Origin of the sequence: Terribacillus sp. DMT04 (assembly GCF_019056395.1) — a bacterium.
Lineage (GTDB): Bacteria > Bacillota > Bacilli > Bacillales > Amphibacillaceae > Terribacillus > Terribacillus aidingensis_A.
This window is the reverse complement of sequence record NZ_CP077639.1, coordinates 1231270-1246283: the sequence shown is the minus strand read 5'-3', so window position 1 is coordinate 1246283 and position 15014 is coordinate 1231270. Positions and strand designations below refer to the sequence as shown.

Genomic DNA, 15014 nt, shown 5'->3' with positions numbered 1-15014 from the left:
GTACACGCTCGCTAAACTAAGCAATCAATTTCAATCCAATTGCAGCTGCTAATATCATCGCAATACAGACAATTCTCTTCCAATCTTTTGATTCTCGGAAGAAAAGCATGCCGACAATGGCTCCTCCTGCAGTTCCGATTCCTGTCCAAATCGCATAAGCGGTTCCCATTGGAAGGTAAGCCATACTATATGATAAACAGCCGAAGCTTCCTGCAAATCCCAGAATAAACAAGCCTATATTAGCTGCAGTTGGTTTTTCATTAAGTTTATTAATCATGGTTACACCAAACACTTCAAATAAACCCGCAATAATTAATACAATCCAAGCCATTAGGTGCTCTCCTCCTTCTGTTCTTCCCCAGTTACAAGCTTGAGTCCAATCACTCCTGTTAGCAGCACAGCGATTAACACAACTTTAGCCAGCTGGAAGGGTTCACCGAAAAAGAGCATATCTGCAATAACCGTACCTGTTGATCCAATACCAACGAAAACGGCATATACCGTTCCGACAGGCAAATGTTTACTCGCCCGCAGCATCAAATAAAAACTGAGTAAGATACAAAGAACCGTACCAGTCCATTCCCAAAAGTTGCTCGCATGCTTCAAGCCAATCACCCACAGAACTTCAATAATCCCTGCCAGCAAGACATACATCCATTGTTTTGTCATTGTCATTTCCTCCAATCAAAAAAGCCTGGGAGAATTTTTCATCTCCCAGGCTTTTATCCTTCCGTGTCACAGCAAAGCTGTGTGTTTTCTCTCGGACCAGGCCAGCATGCAGCTGCGGAACCCTAGAAAACTATTCCCCGTATTATTTCTGTCAGTATAAAGGCTTAGCGAGCAGGATGCAAGCATTCAAAGGGCAGAATCTTTATAATAATGTTAGAAGGAAGTGTATGTATGCAATCATTAAAAGCTTTACTGGAACAACGGATTGGACTAACAGAAGAAGTAACTCTTGCTTCTCTGCCGAATTTTCTTGAGAAATTTTCACAAGCAATACCATTTGAGAATCTACGTATAATAAACCAAGAGGCAAGCCCGCTTACTAAAGCAGAATTGCACGAGAAGATTCTGCTTCGAAACGAAGGCGGCGTCTGTTATGAATTAAATACACTTCTCTACTATTACTTACTAGAAGAGGGATGGAATGTCACCATGCTGACAGCCTGCATCTATAATCAGCAGGAAAATGTATGGAGTGCAACAGGCAATACCCATGTAACCATCCTTTTAGAGCATAAAGGAAAGAAATTCATTGTTGATGCAGGGTTTGGAGCGAATATTCCCCTTGCTCCTGTACCTATAAATGGGCAAGCAATTTCAACTCCTAATGGTCTTTTTCGGATCAAACAGCAGGATAGGTTTTATCTACTTGAATTAAATTTAGCAAATCGTGATCACAATTGGCGCATAGGTTATCGTTTTTCAGAAGCAAACAAAATTACGGACGTAAAACAATTAGAACAGATCCAGAAACGAATTGAGACTGATGCTGCTTCACCCTTCAATAAGTCACCTTTACTTACAAAACGGACAGCAGCTGGACTCTTTACTTTGACGCCAACTTCGTTTACAGAATGGAGCAACGGTGTAGCTGCTAAACAAACAATTAATGAAGATACGTATCATATGATGCTAAAGACTAAGTTTAATATATAATAGCCGCAGATATTGCGGCTATTTTTTCTACGCGTTTGTAAGCAGCACAGACAACTTTCCCTTCGCATAATCCCCTGACCTAATCACATACTAAGTGAAACAAAAAAGGATGGATGAGCTGATGAAAAGCAATCAATTCGGTGTTCATGAGATCACGGATTTACGGGAACTTAGTAACTTCAAATGGGCTTGTCTGACACAGACGCAAGCTCAGCTTCAGCAAGTGGAGAACCACGACTTAAAACAACTTCTTCAAGCAAGTGCAGAACAAGACAAGCTAACGATCAAGCGTATGCTGCCTTTCTTAGAATCGGCCAGCCAATCATTTATGCATGGGGAGGGATCTGTATGAAAGAACAACCGTTATCTGTAGCTGATCGCGGAATTGCTACCGATTTGTTGTTTAAAACAAAAGCTTCCATTAAAGACTTATCTGCTGTCATTTCAGAAACGACTACTGGGGAGCTTCATGAGCTTCTGACAGATGAACTGCATAAAGCCATTCAGCAGCATGAAAAAATTTATGGTTTCCTGCAGGACCGCGGTATTTATGATGCCTATCGGGTTCCGCATCAGCTTGAGAAGGATAGCAGCTATATTGCTGAAGCATTGGAAAGGTCAGGTGGGATGCAATGAAAGCTGGATTACATGAAGAACTCGAACTACAAGAACTGCTGCACTTCAAAAGTCTTTGTCTGACCAAATCGTCCATGATGAAAGCTTTTGTTTCTGATTCTTCTTTAAAACGCCTAATGGTATCCGACGCTGATACATCCCTTCAGCACGTGCAGGAATTAACGAATCTGCTGGAAAGGACAAGAGAAATATGAATGAAATAGTAAAAAAGCTTATAGGTATGGGTGCATTCAGTGATCAAGTGATTGCATCCGATATGCTGCAGTCAGCAAAAGCAGGTATCAAAAGCTACGCACTTGCCATTACTGAAACTGCCACCCCTGAAATTAGACAAGTACTTATAAAGCAATTGGATGATGCTATCAAGCAGCATCGAGACATCTCCTTATATATGATGGATAATGGCTATTATCATCCGCAGGACACTGCTCAGCAGCTAGAGCAAAACTTAAAAATTGGACATACAGCTATTTCATTAGCTAACGGAAAAGACTGACAGTACTATTTCTCGGTTTAATTTCCTTTTCTCAGCAAAAGTCACTAGCATGAATAAAGATAACACTGCACAAAAAAAGGGATGACCGCTGCGGTCATCCCTTTCCATTAATTTACTTTATCACCTTGGTAAACATCCACATCTAAAGGTGCGCTCAGCATTTCTTTTGCAGCTGCACTGAATTTCTGGAAGTGGCTGCTATTATTATGTGCTTGTACAGCGTCCATGTCTTTCCAGTTTTCAATCATAATAAGGCTATTCGCATCTTTCGGATCTTGGTATAGGTCATAGCTATTGTTGCCTGCTTCTGCCTGGCTTCCTTCTATAACAGCGTCAATTTCTTTTAGGAATTCTTCTTTCTTCTCGGGTTTTACTGACATTCTAGCGTGAATAATAATCATAATTATCTCTCCTTATTTCCATTCTGTAATTTGTTCTACCGGTAAGCGGTAAGATTGATGGCCATTATCGAGGGCCTTTCCAATTGATAGCAGCATAACGGGCGCATAGCGATTTTTGTCCAGTTCGAATACTTCCGCTATTTTATCTTTCTCAAATCCGCCAATTGGATTCGTATCGTATCCATAAGCTTTGGCTGTCAGCATAATCTGCATGGACACCAGACCGCTATCTATCAACACAGATTCGCGATTTCCCTGTTCGGAAATACCAGATAGCAGGCTGCGGATAGAAGTCACTTGCTGCTCTTTCACATCCTGTGGCATCATGCCAAGTTCAACAGCTTTGTCGTATATTTCTTCAAGGTAATCAAGATTTTGCAGGTCGCCAAACACTGCAATTACTGCTGATGATGTCTCAACTTGCCGCTGATTAAACCATGCCAGTGGCGCAAGCTTCGCCTTTGCTTCCGGACTTTCAATAACAACAAATCGCCATGGCTGCAAGTTGACAGAAGATGGCGCCTTTGTTGCAGCAGTCAATATCTCAGTCATTTCCTCTTTACTGATTTTCACATTTTCATCATAACGGCGAATCGAGCGGCGGTCATGTAAAACTTGCAGAAACGCCTCTTTATTATAAGTTGATGCCTGGTTCATTTTTGTCCTCCTAGGTGCTGTTTCGTGACGCGTGAGACATTATCACTAACTCTGCTTAACATATGCAGGAATTGCTCCAGCTCTTTCTCACTAAATCCAGCAAATGTTTCTCTAACAAATTGTCTTTTTTCCTCATAGGACTGCTCAATGTGTCGCTTTGCTTCCTCATCCAGCTTTACCCATGTAGCTCGCTGATCATCTGTTTTCTTATAGCGAACAATGGTGCCGGCAGTTTCGAGTTGTTTTAGGTGTCTGGTGACAGCTGCCGCATCAATATTAACTTCTTTTTGTAAAGCAGATTGCGGAACTTCACCATGCCTCAGTAAATAATGCAGTATTTCCACACGGGAAGTACTAGCACCGAAGCACGTCTCGAATTTTGAACAAAGATTTTTGTTCACCGCCTGCAACTGTAAAAAAATCTGTAAACGAACGGAACATTCATCCATTGGCAAAATCCTTCCTCTTTAATTGATAGCTCAATGTTTGATACGTCAATTATATATAGTACACTGCACGCTGTCAAAAAGCTTGCTCAAAAAAAGAGTGATGCATAAGCAACACTCTCAGTCGGTTGTTTTCTTCCAGCTATCGTTCATTACCATTTTACCTGGCCATGTGTAAGCAGTCAGTCCGCCATCCACAACTAAATCCTGCCCGCTAATGTAGGAACTGTCATCGGAAACGAGAAAAAGTACTGCATTGGCAATTTCCTCTGGTGCACCCAGCCGGCCCATTGGAGCCAGCCATTTGTTCGCTTCACGGAATTCCTTGCCTTGCTCCTCCGCTTTTGAACCAGATAATTCATCGATTAATGGGGTTTCAATCGTACCCGGTGAAACAGAATTTGCCCGGATGCCTAATCTGCCATAATCAATGGCTGTTGCCTTGGTGAAATTGATGATACCACCCTTGGCGGCATTATAGCCTGAACGGTCAAGATCTGCAAAGCTGCCGCTCATGGACGCATTGTTCACGATCGCACCTTTACCATTCTCCAACATGAGCGGAATGAGAAACTTACTCATTAAGAATGTACCGCGCAGATCTGTTTTTTGGATAGAATCGAATAATTCAATCGGATATTCATGCACCTTCCCGCCTTCTTGATCAATACCAGCATTATTGAAAAGTACATCTACTTTTCCATACTTTTCTTTAACGATGCTTACAAATTCCTGCACACTATCTTCGTCAGATACATCTACCTTAAAAGCCTCTGCTTGACCTCCATCTTCTTGGATAGATTCCGTCAGTTCCGTTAAATCCTCCTGCTTTAAATCAGCCACAAGAACTGCAGCACCTTCTTTTGCAAATAAAGAAGCAGTCGCTCTGCCAATACCGGTTGCCCCGCCGGTAACGACTGCAATGCGATTATCTAATTTTCCCAAGTCTAAAACTCCTTTACCATTATACTTTCTGTAGTGTTTTACCAACTTCGCACAAAACAAAACATTTACAGCATAGGCAGTTTAGCTCGGACTATTTTTTCGACAGATTTCATCATTTTCTTCCTTAAATTGTATATTATTGCCGTTTAATCTGCTAAAATAAAGGCAGATATCCGAACAATCTTCTTGTGTTTGAAGAGAAAGGACTGGAAAACGACGTGCAAATCACATTGAAAGATAGTTTTCACCATCAGCTAGTGAAATGGTACGAACGTGTTAAATTACATGATACAGCTAAAGCCTTAACATATCGTAATATGCTTGAGGAGCTGCCAAAATCAAAAAGCGAGTGGATGCTCTTTCGGCTGTTTGATGTGAAGCACCTGCTGCAAAACCATTACATAGCACAAGCAAAAAGTTTAATGAAATCCATATGTGTGCAGGAATTAGATAATAAATATCTGTATTATTATTGTCTCTTTCAATCTGATATTTTTCTTTTAGATGGTGAACATAAAAAAGCAATTTGTACTTTGGAAAAAGCGGGAAAATATGTGGCAGCTGTAGGAGAGGATGACACTGCAGAACTGCATTACAAGCTCGGAACCAATTTCCACTATCTTGGCATAACACCGCTTGCAAAGCTTCATTTTGAACAGGCATTTCGAATATTTAGCAAGGATAATACTTCTTTAGTGCGTAAATCACATGCACTCATGGGTATGGGACTAACTTCTCTAAATGCTGGTGAAGAAAAAGATGCAGAAAAATATCTATTGCTTGCCACAAAAATAGCTGAAAAATTAGGACATAAACAATCACTGGCTTCTGTTTACCATAATCTTGGTGCGCTATTTCTTCATCAAAACAGAACGGCAGACGCACTTTTTTATCTGGAAAAGGTTAGTGAATTTGCGGATTCCTCCCTCCTTATTGCAAATGATTATTTGCGTACGGAGGCTTATATGAAACAAGAAAATCATCAGAAGGCTTATCAGTCTTTTGAACATGGATTCCAATTATGCAAACAGGAAAACAGTCAAGATTATTTGTGGCGTTTCGCCATGCTTTTAAAAAAGTTTGATGATCCAGAGGGCTTTCGTGTATTAGTAGAACCCAGCTTGTCCCAGCTCCAAGGAGCAAGACACGAACATGTAACAGAGCGCTTCCGTCACTTGCTGACTACATATTTTACAGAAAACGAGCAATTCGACCAGGCTTTTAAAATCCAACTCGCTACCTGTTAGCGGTAAAATACATGATTTCCGATTTGCTTCACTTGTTCTTGCGTATCGGCGATCCAGTTTGTTGTAGAAGTTTTTGGGTTCATGAACCAGACAATATTATTCATATTATCTTTCTGAATTAGTGCATCAGCTACAGCTTGTTCTGTCTCTTCTGTTGGTTCACTCTTCCAAATAACACCAGTCATTACTGGCTGGAACTGCCCCTCTTGCATAATAACATCATGAATGGTATCTGGAAACTCTTCGCTTTCTATGCGATTCAAGACAACTGTCGCAACTGCTACTTTACCTGGATAGTCTTCCCCACTCGTCTCTGCTTGTACTAATCTTTGCAAAAGATGAATGTCTTCTGCCTTGTATTGCTTTTGTTTAAAGGTTACCTCGTCTAATTCAGTTTTTTGCTTCTCTTGTTCCGATAACACAAGGGAATCTGGACCTTCTACTGTATGCAGGTTTTTTTCGTTTAAAGAGGGCTGTATTCTTTCATCTGCGTAGACTTTTGCTGGATATACACCTTGCTTCATATTTTGTATCGGCAAATAAAGCAATAGACACAAGTTACTAACAACAAAGAAGATTAATAAGGAATGCGAGAGTAGTTTTTGCATAATCCAGTCCTTTACTATGTTTATGTAAGTTAAAATTCATCCATAAACGCTTAATACCCACTCATAACTAATGACAAACATGGACTTGCTATGGCTAGTGTATGTGCGGATCGTGAAAAATAGTCCTGTCATTTGCTTGCTAACTTGGAATTCTTTTCTCTTCTTCAAGTTACTTGCCCATCCTTCACTGGACGATTGTGCATACAGTAAAGAGATAGGAGGAATGAACATGAGCTATACACACTATCCGTATCATCCAGCACAGACAGCATATACAAACGCATATGCTCGAAATAATGGGGAAGATCAGCGCTTTGGGTTTGCTTTCATCCCATTCCTTGGCGGTCTTGCTGGCGGGCTTCTAGGCAGTGCATTCGTAAACGGTCCGGGATATGGTTACAAATACAGCAACCCTTATCCGGTACCTTATCCAGTCCCTTATGCCTATCCTGCACCCTACCCTTACGGCAACTACTATTATCCAGGGCGGCCGCGTTAATATAAATTGGGCAGCTATTGCTGTCCTTACATATTATTTAAAAGAATGAGCCACACTACTAGTCAGGAGGTGGCTTGATATGCAGCAAAAACAAACAAAACCTATTCAGCGCGATGAAGCAGCAGAAGCAATCGGACTAGATCAGAACGAGCAAGCAATGAACGGGGAGTACGGTCATCCGGAAACAGAATATGAAAATAATGTCCATAAACAAGAGAAAACACAGCGATAATAGCTGTGTTTCTTTTTGGACTATATTATATAAACTTAGAAGCAATATAAGTAACAACAAACCATACTGCGAGTGCCACAACTATACCTAGCATAAATCCTCTAATAAATGAATACCGACTGCGCACGTACTAGCACCTCTTTTAGCTTTTAACCCTAGTCTGCACATTCTTACATCTTTTTATAAGTACGCAGTCTGTTTCAAGCTTACTTTTTAATAGCGGTTGAATTAGTCTTTGCATTAACTTTAGCTGCCTGCTGCTGCTTTTGATAATCTTCTTTAAATTTATCCTTTGCCGCAGAATAGATGCAGAACATGCTCGACCCTCCTCTTTTGTTTGTTACTTCTGTTTTGCCAATTTGCTGATTATTAAAACTCGTTTTTTAATCTTTTTTAAGTAGTATGCTTAAACCTCTCCGCGGATGTCAGATAATGCGAAATACGCACCAAAATATCCGCCCTTCTTACTTAAAAACCGAATCATATTTATTCAGCAGCATAATATGCCTCTGCTGCTTTCGCTGCCTGCTTCCTTAACACAGAAAACGGCATACTCCCCTTCTCCCTTTTCAGTTTTACTACTAGTTGCTGCCAAATTGCTTCTTCGCGAATACTGTCCAACAGTTCATGTCCGTCCCAGGTTAGCCCGTAAATGAGCAGCTCCTCTTCCTCTTCTTCCTCATCAAGAACCATTTCCAACTTGATTAACTTCGCTTCCTTCATCAGCTGCAAATGATAATTCATCTCCTCTTCTGTATAATCATCCTCCTCTGTCACCTCCAATGCAAAACCGCCCTCGGTATATTCTGATTCAATATCCAATAGAAGATCTCTGATAATACTCATATTTCGCTTCATGCGCGTCACCTCTACCCCTTAATTTCTGCCTGGAGTGGTTTATTCCTTCAAAAAAGACTTCCTTTCAAAAGGAAGTCTCACTTTTACTATGTTATTTCTAAAATCGTTGGTTCCATGAAAGAAGCAGTACGCTGTCCCTTAATTTGCAGCGCTACATGATCGCCTTCCTGCCAAGCGGGAAAAGAAATAGGCAGAGAAGCTTGATAATCCATATCGCCAACTTGGATAACGTAATGCCTTTCTGTTCCTTGGAATTGGCTGAGTGTAATCTGCCCCGGCAGTCCCTCCTCTTCGGCAGATAGAAGCTCCCATTGTTCTGGTCTGACCGGAAATACGTGCTGCTGCTTCAGCTGCTCTGCTACACCGATATCTTTCCAGAGAAGATTCGTGTCAGCTGGCGTAAAAAACTCTCCTTTCCAGCTGCCTTTAACAAGGTTTGCTTTTCCAACAAAAGTCGCCACAAAGGTTGTTTCAGGACGCTGGTATATGATTTCTGGTTTGTCTGCTTGCTCTATGCGTCCTTGCTGCATGACGAGTACTCGATCAGCCATTGCCAGCGCTTCTGTCTGATCATGCGTAACATATATAATCGTGGCCCCTAGCTTCCGATGAATCTGCTTAATTTCTTTCCGCATACTAATGCGCAGTTCTGCATCCAATGCACTGAGTGGTTCATCCATAAGCAAGACATCCGGTTCTGGGGCAATGGCCCTTGCCAGCGCCACACGCTGCTGCTGCCCGCCGGAAAGTGCAGCTGGATATCTTTTTCGAAAAGCTTCCATACCGACTAACTGCAGCACCTCTGTCACTCTGTGTTCCTGCTCATTTGCTGTCCTTTTCTTAGCATATCGATGATTTTTTAAGGCGAAGCGGACATGCTCTTCGACGTTCATATGCGGCCACAGCGCAAATGACTGGAAAACCATCCCTATATTTCGCTTTTCTGGTTTAATTGATTTTAGGGAATTGGCTACTTCTTTTTCACCAAACTGGATCGTCCCAGCTGTCGGTTTCATAAATCCTGCCAGCAAGCGAAGCAACGTTGTCTTACCACAGCCGGAAGGGCCAAGAATAGCTAGAAATTCACCATCTGGTATGGTCAAATCAACTTCATGCAAAGCAGTCGTATCACCATATCGCTTTTCAATACCTTGTAATGCTATCATTCTTTTCTCCCCTTTTGTTTCCATTTATGCTGTATCAACAAGTAGCCCAATGCGCCAAGCAATATAGCCAGAACAATGAGGGATGAGAAAGCGGTAGAATACGTACTGTAGCCTGCTTGTTCGAAGCTGAAGATAATCACACCCACTGTTTCAGAACCACTCGACCACAGCATGCTCGATACCGTTAATTCTGTTACTGCCGTCAGAAAGACAAGCAGTGCACCACTAATGACACCAGGTAAAATGAGCGGCAGTAAGATCTGTTTCCATCGCACAAAAGCGCTTGCACCATTCGTTCTTGCCGCTTCTTCCATCCGCTCATCCAGCTGTGAAAATGCTGTATGGCTACCGCGAAATTGCAGCACAAAGAAACGCGTGATATAAGCAATCAATAAAATGGCCGGTGTTCCGTAAACGCCTGGATACCAGCCTGGAAGCGGCTGCATCCACATGAGAATGATACACAGCGCCAATACTGTACCCGGAAGTGCATAAGGCATGGTGATGATTGCTTCCATTATTTTTGGCAGCTTTCCTTGATTTCTAGCGCGATAATAAGCGAAAAATGTACCGAAGAGGAGACAGACAGCCGACGTGACTCCTCCAAGCAGGATGCTGTTACGCAGGGACCGTATCACTTTTTCATCTTCAAATAAAATATAGTGATAATTTCCAAACGATAAATTCTCCCACGTTACATCCACACCATAAGCTTGTACCAAACTTACTGTTCCCATTGCCAAGAATGGAACCAGACTCGTTCCAAGCAGGAAAATCCAAAGAATCATCTGTAAGCTTCTCCGTCTGAATGACGCTAACTGGATGCGCGGTGCAGAGTCAGCTATTGTTGTTTCGGTTACGTTACTTTTTCGTAATAGCCATACTTGAATGAAGGTTACAGCTATGGCGAGCAACCCAAGCAGCACAGACAAAACGGCAGCTCGACTAAAAGCACTTGGCCCATAACCAATTACTTGCTCGTAAATGTATGTACTAAGTACTCGAATATTAGCTGGAATACCGAGAAAAGCTGGTACCCCAAAATTATCGAGATTAGATAAAAACGCCAGCAGTCCGCCGCTCAGTATGCCGGGAAGAGCCATCGGCAGAATGATCTTCCGCCAACACGTAAACCGAGATGCACCAGAGACCATGGCAGCTAATTCTGCGTCACGAGGAATTCTCCTAAGCACTTGCACCGTCATTAGATAGACAAGCGGATAATGTGAAATACCCAGTACAAATAGGATGCCGCCTACACTATATAAATCTGGCCGCATCCAATCCGGCAGACCCCCAAGCGGCCCAGAAGCGCTAAAAAACTGCACCCACGCGAGGGTCGTAATATAAGACGGAATAATAAAAGGCAAGAAGATGAGCAGCTGCATGACCGATTTGCCCCGCACGTCTGTATATGCCATAATTGCAGCCATTGTTATGCCAAGGATCATTGATATCGCTGTGCTGCCAGCCACAATACCAATTGTATTCCAAAGTGTTTTCCACGTAACAGCATCCTGCAGCACCTCTGTATAAGCACTGACGGAAAGACTCTCACCGGAAGTAAAACTCATCATAATGAGACGAATGATTGGTAACAAGAAAAAGAAGATGAGCATTAAAATACCGATGAGCGGAGGCAGCTTCTGGAGGGAAGCATGCCTGCCTTTCTCAAGATGCTCTCGTTTCATTGTTAATTGCATACGGCGCCCTCCTTCTGCTTATTCCCCGAACAAGTCTTCGAATTGCTGTTTGTCTTTGTTTCGGGAACTGTACAATTCTTCTGTATCTGCTTGCAGCACCTTCATTTCATCATAGGTTTTTAACCCTTCTGGCGCATCAATTCCCTCTCTAATCGGCGTATAACCAAGTTCAGCTGCCAGCTTTTGTCCATCTTCAGATAATACATAATCGACAAAAGCTTCGGCAGCGGCAATATTGTCGGTATTCTTCGTAATGCCAATCGGCTCTGTAATAACCGGCACCCCTTCCTCCGGGTATACAAGTTCAACAGGAGAACCATCTGCTTTTGCTCTGGCTGCAAGGAAATCGACGATAACACCATACTGTTTCTCGCCAGATGCAACGGATTTCAATACATCTCCATTTCCTTTGACTACGGTTGTGTCTTGCTTTTTCAGTTTTTCATAAAACTCCCAGCCAAAATTAGCTTGTCTAGTCAAGACACCAAGATTATAAGCAGCCGCTCCGGAGTAAAGGGGACTTGGCATGACCGTTTGGCCGCTTTCATCCGTAAGTGCTTTCCAGCTTTGCGGAACCTCTCCGTCTTCGGTGTTAGCTACAATTCCAGTTGCCATAATCTTTGTACCTGTGTAATAGTGATCTTTCCCCTCAAACTCATCCGGAACTGCATCCAGTTCACTCGATTCATAAGTCTGCAGCATATCCTGCTCTTTCAAATCTTCAAACGTCACACTGTCTGCAACAAGCAGCACGTCAGCCTGAACATCTCCGGCCATTTTTTCTGCATTCAGTTTAGAGATAACTTCTTCTGTACCAGACCGGTATGTTTCCACGTTTACCTCCGGATATTTTTTTTCGAATCCTTCTACTAGTTTCTGTGCATCTGCATCCGGCTGTGATGTGTAAAAGCTAAGTGTTCCTGCAACCTCGCCTTCTGCACTTGTACCTCCTCCCGTTTCTTCCTGTCCGCAAGCTGTTAATGCCAGCAATGCAGCACCGGCAATTCCTGCCATCCATTTTCGTTTCATATGTAACTCTCCTTTATTCAGAAGTATTTGTTTCCGTTGTTTTAAACCAGCGTTCCACTTGTTCCTGCTTCCGTCGATAATGGCTGCGCAATTCTATTGGAGAAACAGTTATGTATCCTTCTTTTAATAGAAGATAATCACTTGTCGGATGGAAAGCCGCAAGCTCTTGCAGCTGATCCTTCAGCCAGTAATAAATTTCTCCATGTGGGTCACGCAGACCGACAAAACGATAACGCGATACACTCATATCCGTCGGGATAACTTGGATTCCTTTAAACTCCCGCTTGTCAATATTCGGCAAATTCACATTCAGCAAACCGATTGATTTTGACTTATGCTGCAGGAGCACTTCGGCGACCTGATAAAACAATGTCTTCACCTTCGAGTAGTTCACGTGGTTTTGATTGCTGCAATTCAAACTGACAGAAGCAGCCGGAATGTTGTACAGAGAAGCTTCTATTGCCGCTGCTATTGCGCCGGAATAATAAATATCCCGCCCTATAGCAGGCCCAAGATTGATGCCAGAAAAAATAAAATCCAGCTCGTCCTCGATAAGAACTTCTACTGCTAGTTTCACACAATCAGCAGAAGTTCCATTGAGACACCATGCACCTGCAACGCCCGGAAAATGATACATCTCTTTGACACGAATTGGCTGACGCGGTGTAACGGGATGACTGATGCTGATCGCTTGATCTGGACAAACAACATACACCTCACCAAAATGCTGAAGTGTCTCAATCATCGCTTCCACGCCCGGCGAGAAGATGCCGTCATCATTAGTAACAAGTATTTTCATATCACATGCTCCTTTGCCTGCAAATGCTGATGAATGGAGGAATAATACTTAGCCAAGCTCTTGTAACCCGAATAAATTGCAATGAAGTTTGTGTTTAATTTGACAGCTAGTTCAATTGACAGAATCATACTATTTACAGATGCTGTTCTGATGCTGCAATCGATACTTGTAATAGGTAAATACCAGCTGGAAGCGTGCATCGTAAACTGCGTTCCGCCCGGTTTTGTTTTACGAATGACGAGCGGATTACTATCATGAAAGAATACATGCTGTGCCCAAATCTCTATGCCTTGCAGCTGATCACTAGCATCCTGCCGCACAACTTGTTCTACAGGCTCAAGCCAACACAAAGTTGAAGAAAAACAATTATTCCCCAAAGCACTATCTCCCTTCATTTGTTCTTATATTGTTAACTGTACAAGCCAAATATGAAGCTAGTGTTTAAAAAATTGTGAAGATATGTTTAATTACCGTAAAGAATTAATAACAATATAAATCCCCTGCCAGTGCGCTTACTTGCGCATACATACAGTCTTACTGCGTAAAGATTTTATATATAGTTAACAAAACAATGGACTTTTCTTATATAGAGGGAAAAATAATGCATCGCTTTGTCACGCCTAGCCGCAGGTATTTCATCACTTTTCATTTTTACAGCTTAGCTAAATCATTCCGAAAATCCATATGAGAAATATAAACCCTGTCGCTGGCCCATGTGATTAGGCAGAGAAACAAAAATTTATGGAAATATCCACCTATTTTCATGCTCAAGCAGGCAATAAATTCTATTTTTTATGGAAACCATGAGAATTTAAGTTTAAAACAGCTTTATTGTGTTATTATAGGAAATAGGCTAGATTCAAACATTATCTAGTGAAGTTTTTAGATTCTAGGAGGCAATATAATGGAACAAGGTACAGTGAAATGGTTTAACGCAGACAAAGGTTTCGGTTTTATCGAAGTTGAGGGTGGAGACGATGTATTCGTACATTTCAGCTCTATTCAAGGCGAAGGCTTCAAAACTTTGGATGAAGGCCAAAAAGTAACGTTTGAAGTTGAACAAGGTCAGCGCGGACCACAAGCAGCAAACGTTCAAAAAGTATAATAAACCCTAATAAATTATTTTTATTTTGGTTTGGGACTGCCTCTGTCATAAAGACGGAAGCAGGAACAATGACAAACAGCCAATTGCCGGTACTCTATCGGCAGTTGGCTGTTTGTTTGTCTGAAAATAGTATGTTCCTTCGCATTTTAGACTATAAAGAAAGAAGAAAACACATCCCATTTCTCTACAACATTCGCTTTCTCTCTCCAAATTGACTGAAAAGAGACACATTTCACAGTTTTACCACAAAATCTTAATTTAATATTCACCTGCGTCCCTATACATGGCTCTACCACTATGAGAAAATAGCAATAGAACGAAAATAAATAGGTGAGGAAGTGTGTTCTATGTTCTATAAAATAGCAAGAGAAGCGAACGGAACAAAAACCTACCTAAAACATTCCAATACATCTTCAGATATGCTGTTTCGCAATGAAGCGGATGCAGCTGATTTGATGGAGAAGCTTAATACTCACACGAAAAGCAATGTCGTTTGGTCGGTCCAGCTCTGCATAGATTAAAAGC

General features: G+C 41.9%; 24 protein-coding genes and 1 riboswitch. Of the genes, 10 read left to right on the top strand and 14 right to left on the bottom strand.

All coding sequences use genetic code 11. From position 1 onward, the window contains the following. Positions 1-16 precede the first annotated feature (16 nt). Together KS242_RS06770 and KS242_RS06765 are read right to left on the bottom strand one after the other, a co-directional pair. Entirely contained in the window at positions 17-331 is a 315-nt protein-coding gene (locus KS242_RS06770) for a DMT family transporter (RefSeq protein WP_217323609.1), read from the bottom strand. Further along, positions 331-669 (bottom strand): DMT family transporter, encoded by a 339-nt coding sequence (locus tag KS242_RS06765; RefSeq protein WP_217323607.1) that lies wholly within the window; start codon positions 667-669, stop codon positions 331-333. Before KS242_RS06765 ends, KS242_RS06770 begins: the two co-directional genes overlap by 1 nt. A 40-nt stretch (positions 670-709) precedes the next feature. Then, positions 710-806: riboswitch (guanidine-I (ykkC/yxkD leader) on the bottom strand. Between the two features lie 94 nt (positions 807-900). Here KS242_RS06765 and KS242_RS06760 point away from each other — a divergent pair. From KS242_RS06760 to KS242_RS06740, 5 genes are all read left to right on the top strand, one after another. After that, positions 901-1662 carry an arylamine N-acetyltransferase family protein gene (locus KS242_RS06760; protein WP_217323606.1) on the top strand — a complete coding sequence of 254 codons (762 nt, stop codon included), beginning with the start codon at positions 901-903 and terminating at the stop codon, positions 1660-1662. 121 nt (positions 1663-1783) lie between these two features. After that, positions 1784-2014: a hypothetical protein gene (locus KS242_RS06755; protein ID WP_217323605.1), complete on the top strand. Its 231-nt coding sequence runs from the start codon at positions 1784-1786 to the stop codon at positions 2012-2014. Beyond that, complete coding sequence (locus KS242_RS06750; protein ID WP_217323603.1) at positions 2011-2298, top strand: spore coat protein; 288 nt, start codon at positions 2011-2013, stop codon at positions 2296-2298. Before KS242_RS06755 ends, KS242_RS06750 begins: the two co-directional genes overlap by 4 nt. Beyond that, the gene (locus KS242_RS06745; RefSeq protein WP_217323601.1) at positions 2295-2492 is read left to right on the top strand and encodes a hypothetical protein; all 198 of its coding nucleotides are present in this window, start codon (positions 2295-2297) and stop codon (positions 2490-2492) included. The genes KS242_RS06750 and KS242_RS06745 overlap by 4 nt, the downstream gene beginning before the upstream one ends. Then, complete coding sequence (locus KS242_RS06740; protein WP_217323600.1) at positions 2489-2794, top strand: spore coat protein; 306 nt, start codon at positions 2489-2491, stop codon at positions 2792-2794. Before KS242_RS06745 ends, KS242_RS06740 begins: the two co-directional genes overlap by 4 nt. Positions 2795-2901: 107 nt before the next feature. Here KS242_RS06740 and KS242_RS06735 read toward each other — a convergent pair whose 3' ends face one another. The 4 genes from KS242_RS06735 to KS242_RS06720 all read right to left on the bottom strand — a co-directional run bounded on the left by KS242_RS06735 (position 2902) and on the right by KS242_RS06720 (position 5243). After that, positions 2902-3195, bottom strand: coding sequence for a putative quinol monooxygenase (locus tag KS242_RS06735; protein WP_217323599.1), 294 nt, complete (start codon positions 3193-3195; stop codon positions 2902-2904). Positions 3196-3207: 12 nt separating this feature from the next. After that, positions 3208-3852 (bottom strand): nitroreductase family protein, encoded by a 645-nt coding sequence (locus KS242_RS06730; protein WP_217323597.1) that lies wholly within the window; start codon positions 3850-3852, stop codon positions 3208-3210. Beyond that, the gene (locus KS242_RS06725) at positions 3849-4301 is read right to left on the bottom strand and encodes a MarR family winged helix-turn-helix transcriptional regulator (RefSeq protein ID WP_254391859.1); all 453 of its coding nucleotides are present in this window, start codon (positions 4299-4301) and stop codon (positions 3849-3851) included. Before KS242_RS06725 ends, KS242_RS06730 begins: the two co-directional genes overlap by 4 nt. Positions 4302-4418: 117 nt before the next feature. Then, entirely contained in the window at positions 4419-5243 is an 825-nt protein-coding gene (locus tag KS242_RS06720) for an SDR family oxidoreductase (protein ID WP_217323594.1), read from the bottom strand. Between the two features lie 188 nt (positions 5244-5431). On the opposite strand from KS242_RS06720, the gene KS242_RS06715 reads away from it, so the two are divergent. After that, positions 5432-6490, top strand: a complete 1059-nt coding sequence (locus KS242_RS06715) for a tetratricopeptide repeat protein (RefSeq protein WP_217323592.1) — start codon at positions 5432-5434, stop codon at positions 6488-6490. On the opposite strand, the gene KS242_RS06710 is transcribed toward KS242_RS06715, so the two are convergent. Beyond that, a complete protein-coding gene (locus tag KS242_RS06710) occupies positions 6487-7098 on the bottom strand; it encodes a cell wall hydrolase (protein WP_217323591.1) in 612 nt (203 codons plus the stop codon). The two genes, KS242_RS06715 and KS242_RS06710, sit on opposite strands and share 4 nt — an antisense overlap. A gap of 36 nt (positions 7099-7134) precedes the next feature. Continuing rightward, entirely contained in the window at positions 7135-7266 is a 132-nt protein-coding gene (locus KS242_RS18205; RefSeq protein ID WP_256444535.1) for a hypothetical protein, read from the bottom strand. A 61-nt stretch (positions 7267-7327) separates the two neighbouring features. Here KS242_RS18205 and KS242_RS06705 point away from each other — a divergent pair, with 61 nt between their 5' ends. After that, positions 7328-7597: a hypothetical protein gene (locus KS242_RS06705; protein WP_254391828.1), complete on the top strand. Its 270-nt coding sequence runs from the start codon at positions 7328-7330 to the stop codon at positions 7595-7597. A gap of 79 nt (positions 7598-7676) precedes the next feature. Then, a complete protein-coding gene (locus KS242_RS06700; RefSeq protein ID WP_217323590.1) occupies positions 7677-7829 on the top strand; it encodes a DUF4021 domain-containing protein in 153 nt (50 codons plus the stop codon). 486 nt (positions 7830-8315) lie between these two features. Here the strand turns inward: KS242_RS06700 and KS242_RS06695 are convergent, their stop codons facing one another. The 6 genes from KS242_RS06695 to KS242_RS06670 form a co-directional block, all read right to left on the bottom strand. Beyond that, on the bottom strand, positions 8316-8687 hold the full coding sequence (locus KS242_RS06695) for a DUF2513 domain-containing protein (protein WP_217323589.1): 372 nt from the start codon (positions 8685-8687) through the stop codon (positions 8316-8318). An 86-nt stretch (positions 8688-8773) separates the two neighbouring features. Continuing rightward, positions 8774-9853: an ABC transporter ATP-binding protein gene (locus KS242_RS06690; protein ID WP_217323587.1), complete on the bottom strand. Its 1080-nt coding sequence runs from the start codon at positions 9851-9853 to the stop codon at positions 8774-8776. Then, positions 9850-11556 (bottom strand): ABC transporter permease, encoded by a 1707-nt coding sequence (locus KS242_RS06685; RefSeq protein ID WP_217323585.1) that lies wholly within the window; start codon positions 11554-11556, stop codon positions 9850-9852. The genes KS242_RS06690 and KS242_RS06685 overlap by 4 nt, the downstream gene beginning before the upstream one ends. Before the next feature lie 18 nt (positions 11557-11574). Further along, positions 11575-12585 (bottom strand): ABC transporter substrate-binding protein, encoded by a 1011-nt coding sequence (locus KS242_RS06680; protein WP_217323584.1) that lies wholly within the window; start codon positions 12583-12585, stop codon positions 11575-11577. A gap of 13 nt (positions 12586-12598) precedes the next feature. Beyond that, complete coding sequence (gene surE / locus KS242_RS06675; protein ID WP_217323583.1) at positions 12599-13384, bottom strand: 5'/3'-nucleotidase SurE; 786 nt, start codon at positions 13382-13384, stop codon at positions 12599-12601. Continuing rightward, a complete protein-coding gene (locus tag KS242_RS06670; RefSeq protein WP_217323581.1) occupies positions 13381-13761 on the bottom strand; it encodes a hypothetical protein in 381 nt (126 codons plus the stop codon). The genes surE and KS242_RS06670 overlap by 4 nt, the downstream gene beginning before the upstream one ends. A gap of 527 nt (positions 13762-14288) precedes the next feature. On the opposite strand from KS242_RS06670, the gene KS242_RS06665 reads away from it, so the two are divergent. Together KS242_RS06665 and KS242_RS06660 are read left to right on the top strand one after the other, a co-directional pair. After that, positions 14289-14489 carry a cold-shock protein gene (locus KS242_RS06665; protein WP_097042129.1) on the top strand — a complete coding sequence of 67 codons (201 nt, stop codon included), beginning with the start codon at positions 14289-14291 and terminating at the stop codon, positions 14487-14489. 347 nt (positions 14490-14836) lie between these two features. Then, a complete protein-coding gene (locus KS242_RS06660; protein ID WP_217323580.1) occupies positions 14837-15010 on the top strand; it encodes a hypothetical protein in 174 nt (57 codons plus the stop codon). The last annotated feature ends 4 nt before the right edge of the window (positions 15011-15014 follow it).

Excerpts from the sequence above, each read along its gene's own strand:
- KS242_RS06770 (WP_217323609.1), bottom strand. The coding sequence starts at position 331 with ATGGCTTGGATTGTATTAATTATTGCGGGTTTATTTGAAGTGTTTGGT.
- KS242_RS06765 (WP_217323607.1), bottom strand. The coding sequence starts at position 669 with ATGACAAAACAATGGATGTATGTCTTGCTGGCAGGGATTATTGAAGTT.
- KS242_RS06760 (WP_217323606.1), top strand. The coding sequence starts at position 901 with ATGCAATCATTAAAAGCTTTACTGGAACAACGGATTGGACTAACAGAA.
- KS242_RS06755 (WP_217323605.1), top strand. The coding sequence starts at position 1,784 with ATGAAAAGCAATCAATTCGGTGTTCATGAGATCACGGATTTACGGGAA.
- KS242_RS06750 (WP_217323603.1), top strand. The coding sequence starts at position 2,011 with ATGAAAGAACAACCGTTATCTGTAGCTGATCGCGGAATTGCTACCGAT.
- KS242_RS06745 (WP_217323601.1), top strand. The coding sequence starts at position 2,295 with ATGAAAGCTGGATTACATGAAGAACTCGAACTACAAGAACTGCTGCAC.
- KS242_RS06740 (WP_217323600.1), top strand. The coding sequence starts at position 2,489 with ATGAATGAAATAGTAAAAAAGCTTATAGGTATGGGTGCATTCAGTGAT.
- KS242_RS06735 (WP_217323599.1), bottom strand. The coding sequence starts at position 3,195 with ATGATTATTATTCACGCTAGAATGTCAGTAAAACCCGAGAAGAAAGAA.
- KS242_RS06730 (WP_217323597.1), bottom strand. The coding sequence starts at position 3,852 with ATGAACCAGGCATCAACTTATAATAAAGAGGCGTTTCTGCAAGTTTTA.
- KS242_RS06725 (WP_254391859.1), bottom strand. The coding sequence starts at position 4,301 with ATGGATGAATGTTCCGTTCGTTTACAGATTTTTTTACAGTTGCAGGCG.
- KS242_RS06710 (WP_217323591.1), bottom strand. The coding sequence starts at position 7,098 with ATGCAAAAACTACTCTCGCATTCCTTATTAATCTTCTTTGTTGTTAGT.
- KS242_RS06705 (WP_254391828.1), top strand. The coding sequence starts at position 7,328 with ATGAGCTATACACACTATCCGTATCATCCAGCACAGACAGCATATACA.
- KS242_RS06700 (WP_217323590.1), top strand. The coding sequence starts at position 7,677 with ATGCAGCAAAAACAAACAAAACCTATTCAGCGCGATGAAGCAGCAGAA.
- KS242_RS06695 (WP_217323589.1), bottom strand. The coding sequence starts at position 8,687 with ATGAAGCGAAATATGAGTATTATCAGAGATCTTCTATTGGATATTGAA.
- KS242_RS06690 (WP_217323587.1), bottom strand. The coding sequence starts at position 9,853 with ATGATAGCATTACAAGGTATTGAAAAGCGATATGGTGATACGACTGCT.
- KS242_RS06685 (WP_217323585.1), bottom strand. The coding sequence starts at position 11,556 with ATGCAATTAACAATGAAACGAGAGCATCTTGAGAAAGGCAGGCATGCT.
- KS242_RS06680 (WP_217323584.1), bottom strand. The coding sequence starts at position 12,585 with ATGAAACGAAAATGGATGGCAGGAATTGCCGGTGCTGCATTGCTGGCA.
- surE (WP_217323583.1), bottom strand. The coding sequence starts at position 13,384 with ATGAAAATACTTGTTACTAATGATGACGGCATCTTCTCGCCGGGCGTG.
- KS242_RS06665 (WP_097042129.1), top strand. The coding sequence starts at position 14,289 with ATGGAACAAGGTACAGTGAAATGGTTTAACGCAGACAAAGGTTTCGGT.
- KS242_RS06660 (WP_217323580.1), top strand. The coding sequence starts at position 14,837 with ATGTTCTATAAAATAGCAAGAGAAGCGAACGGAACAAAAACCTACCTA.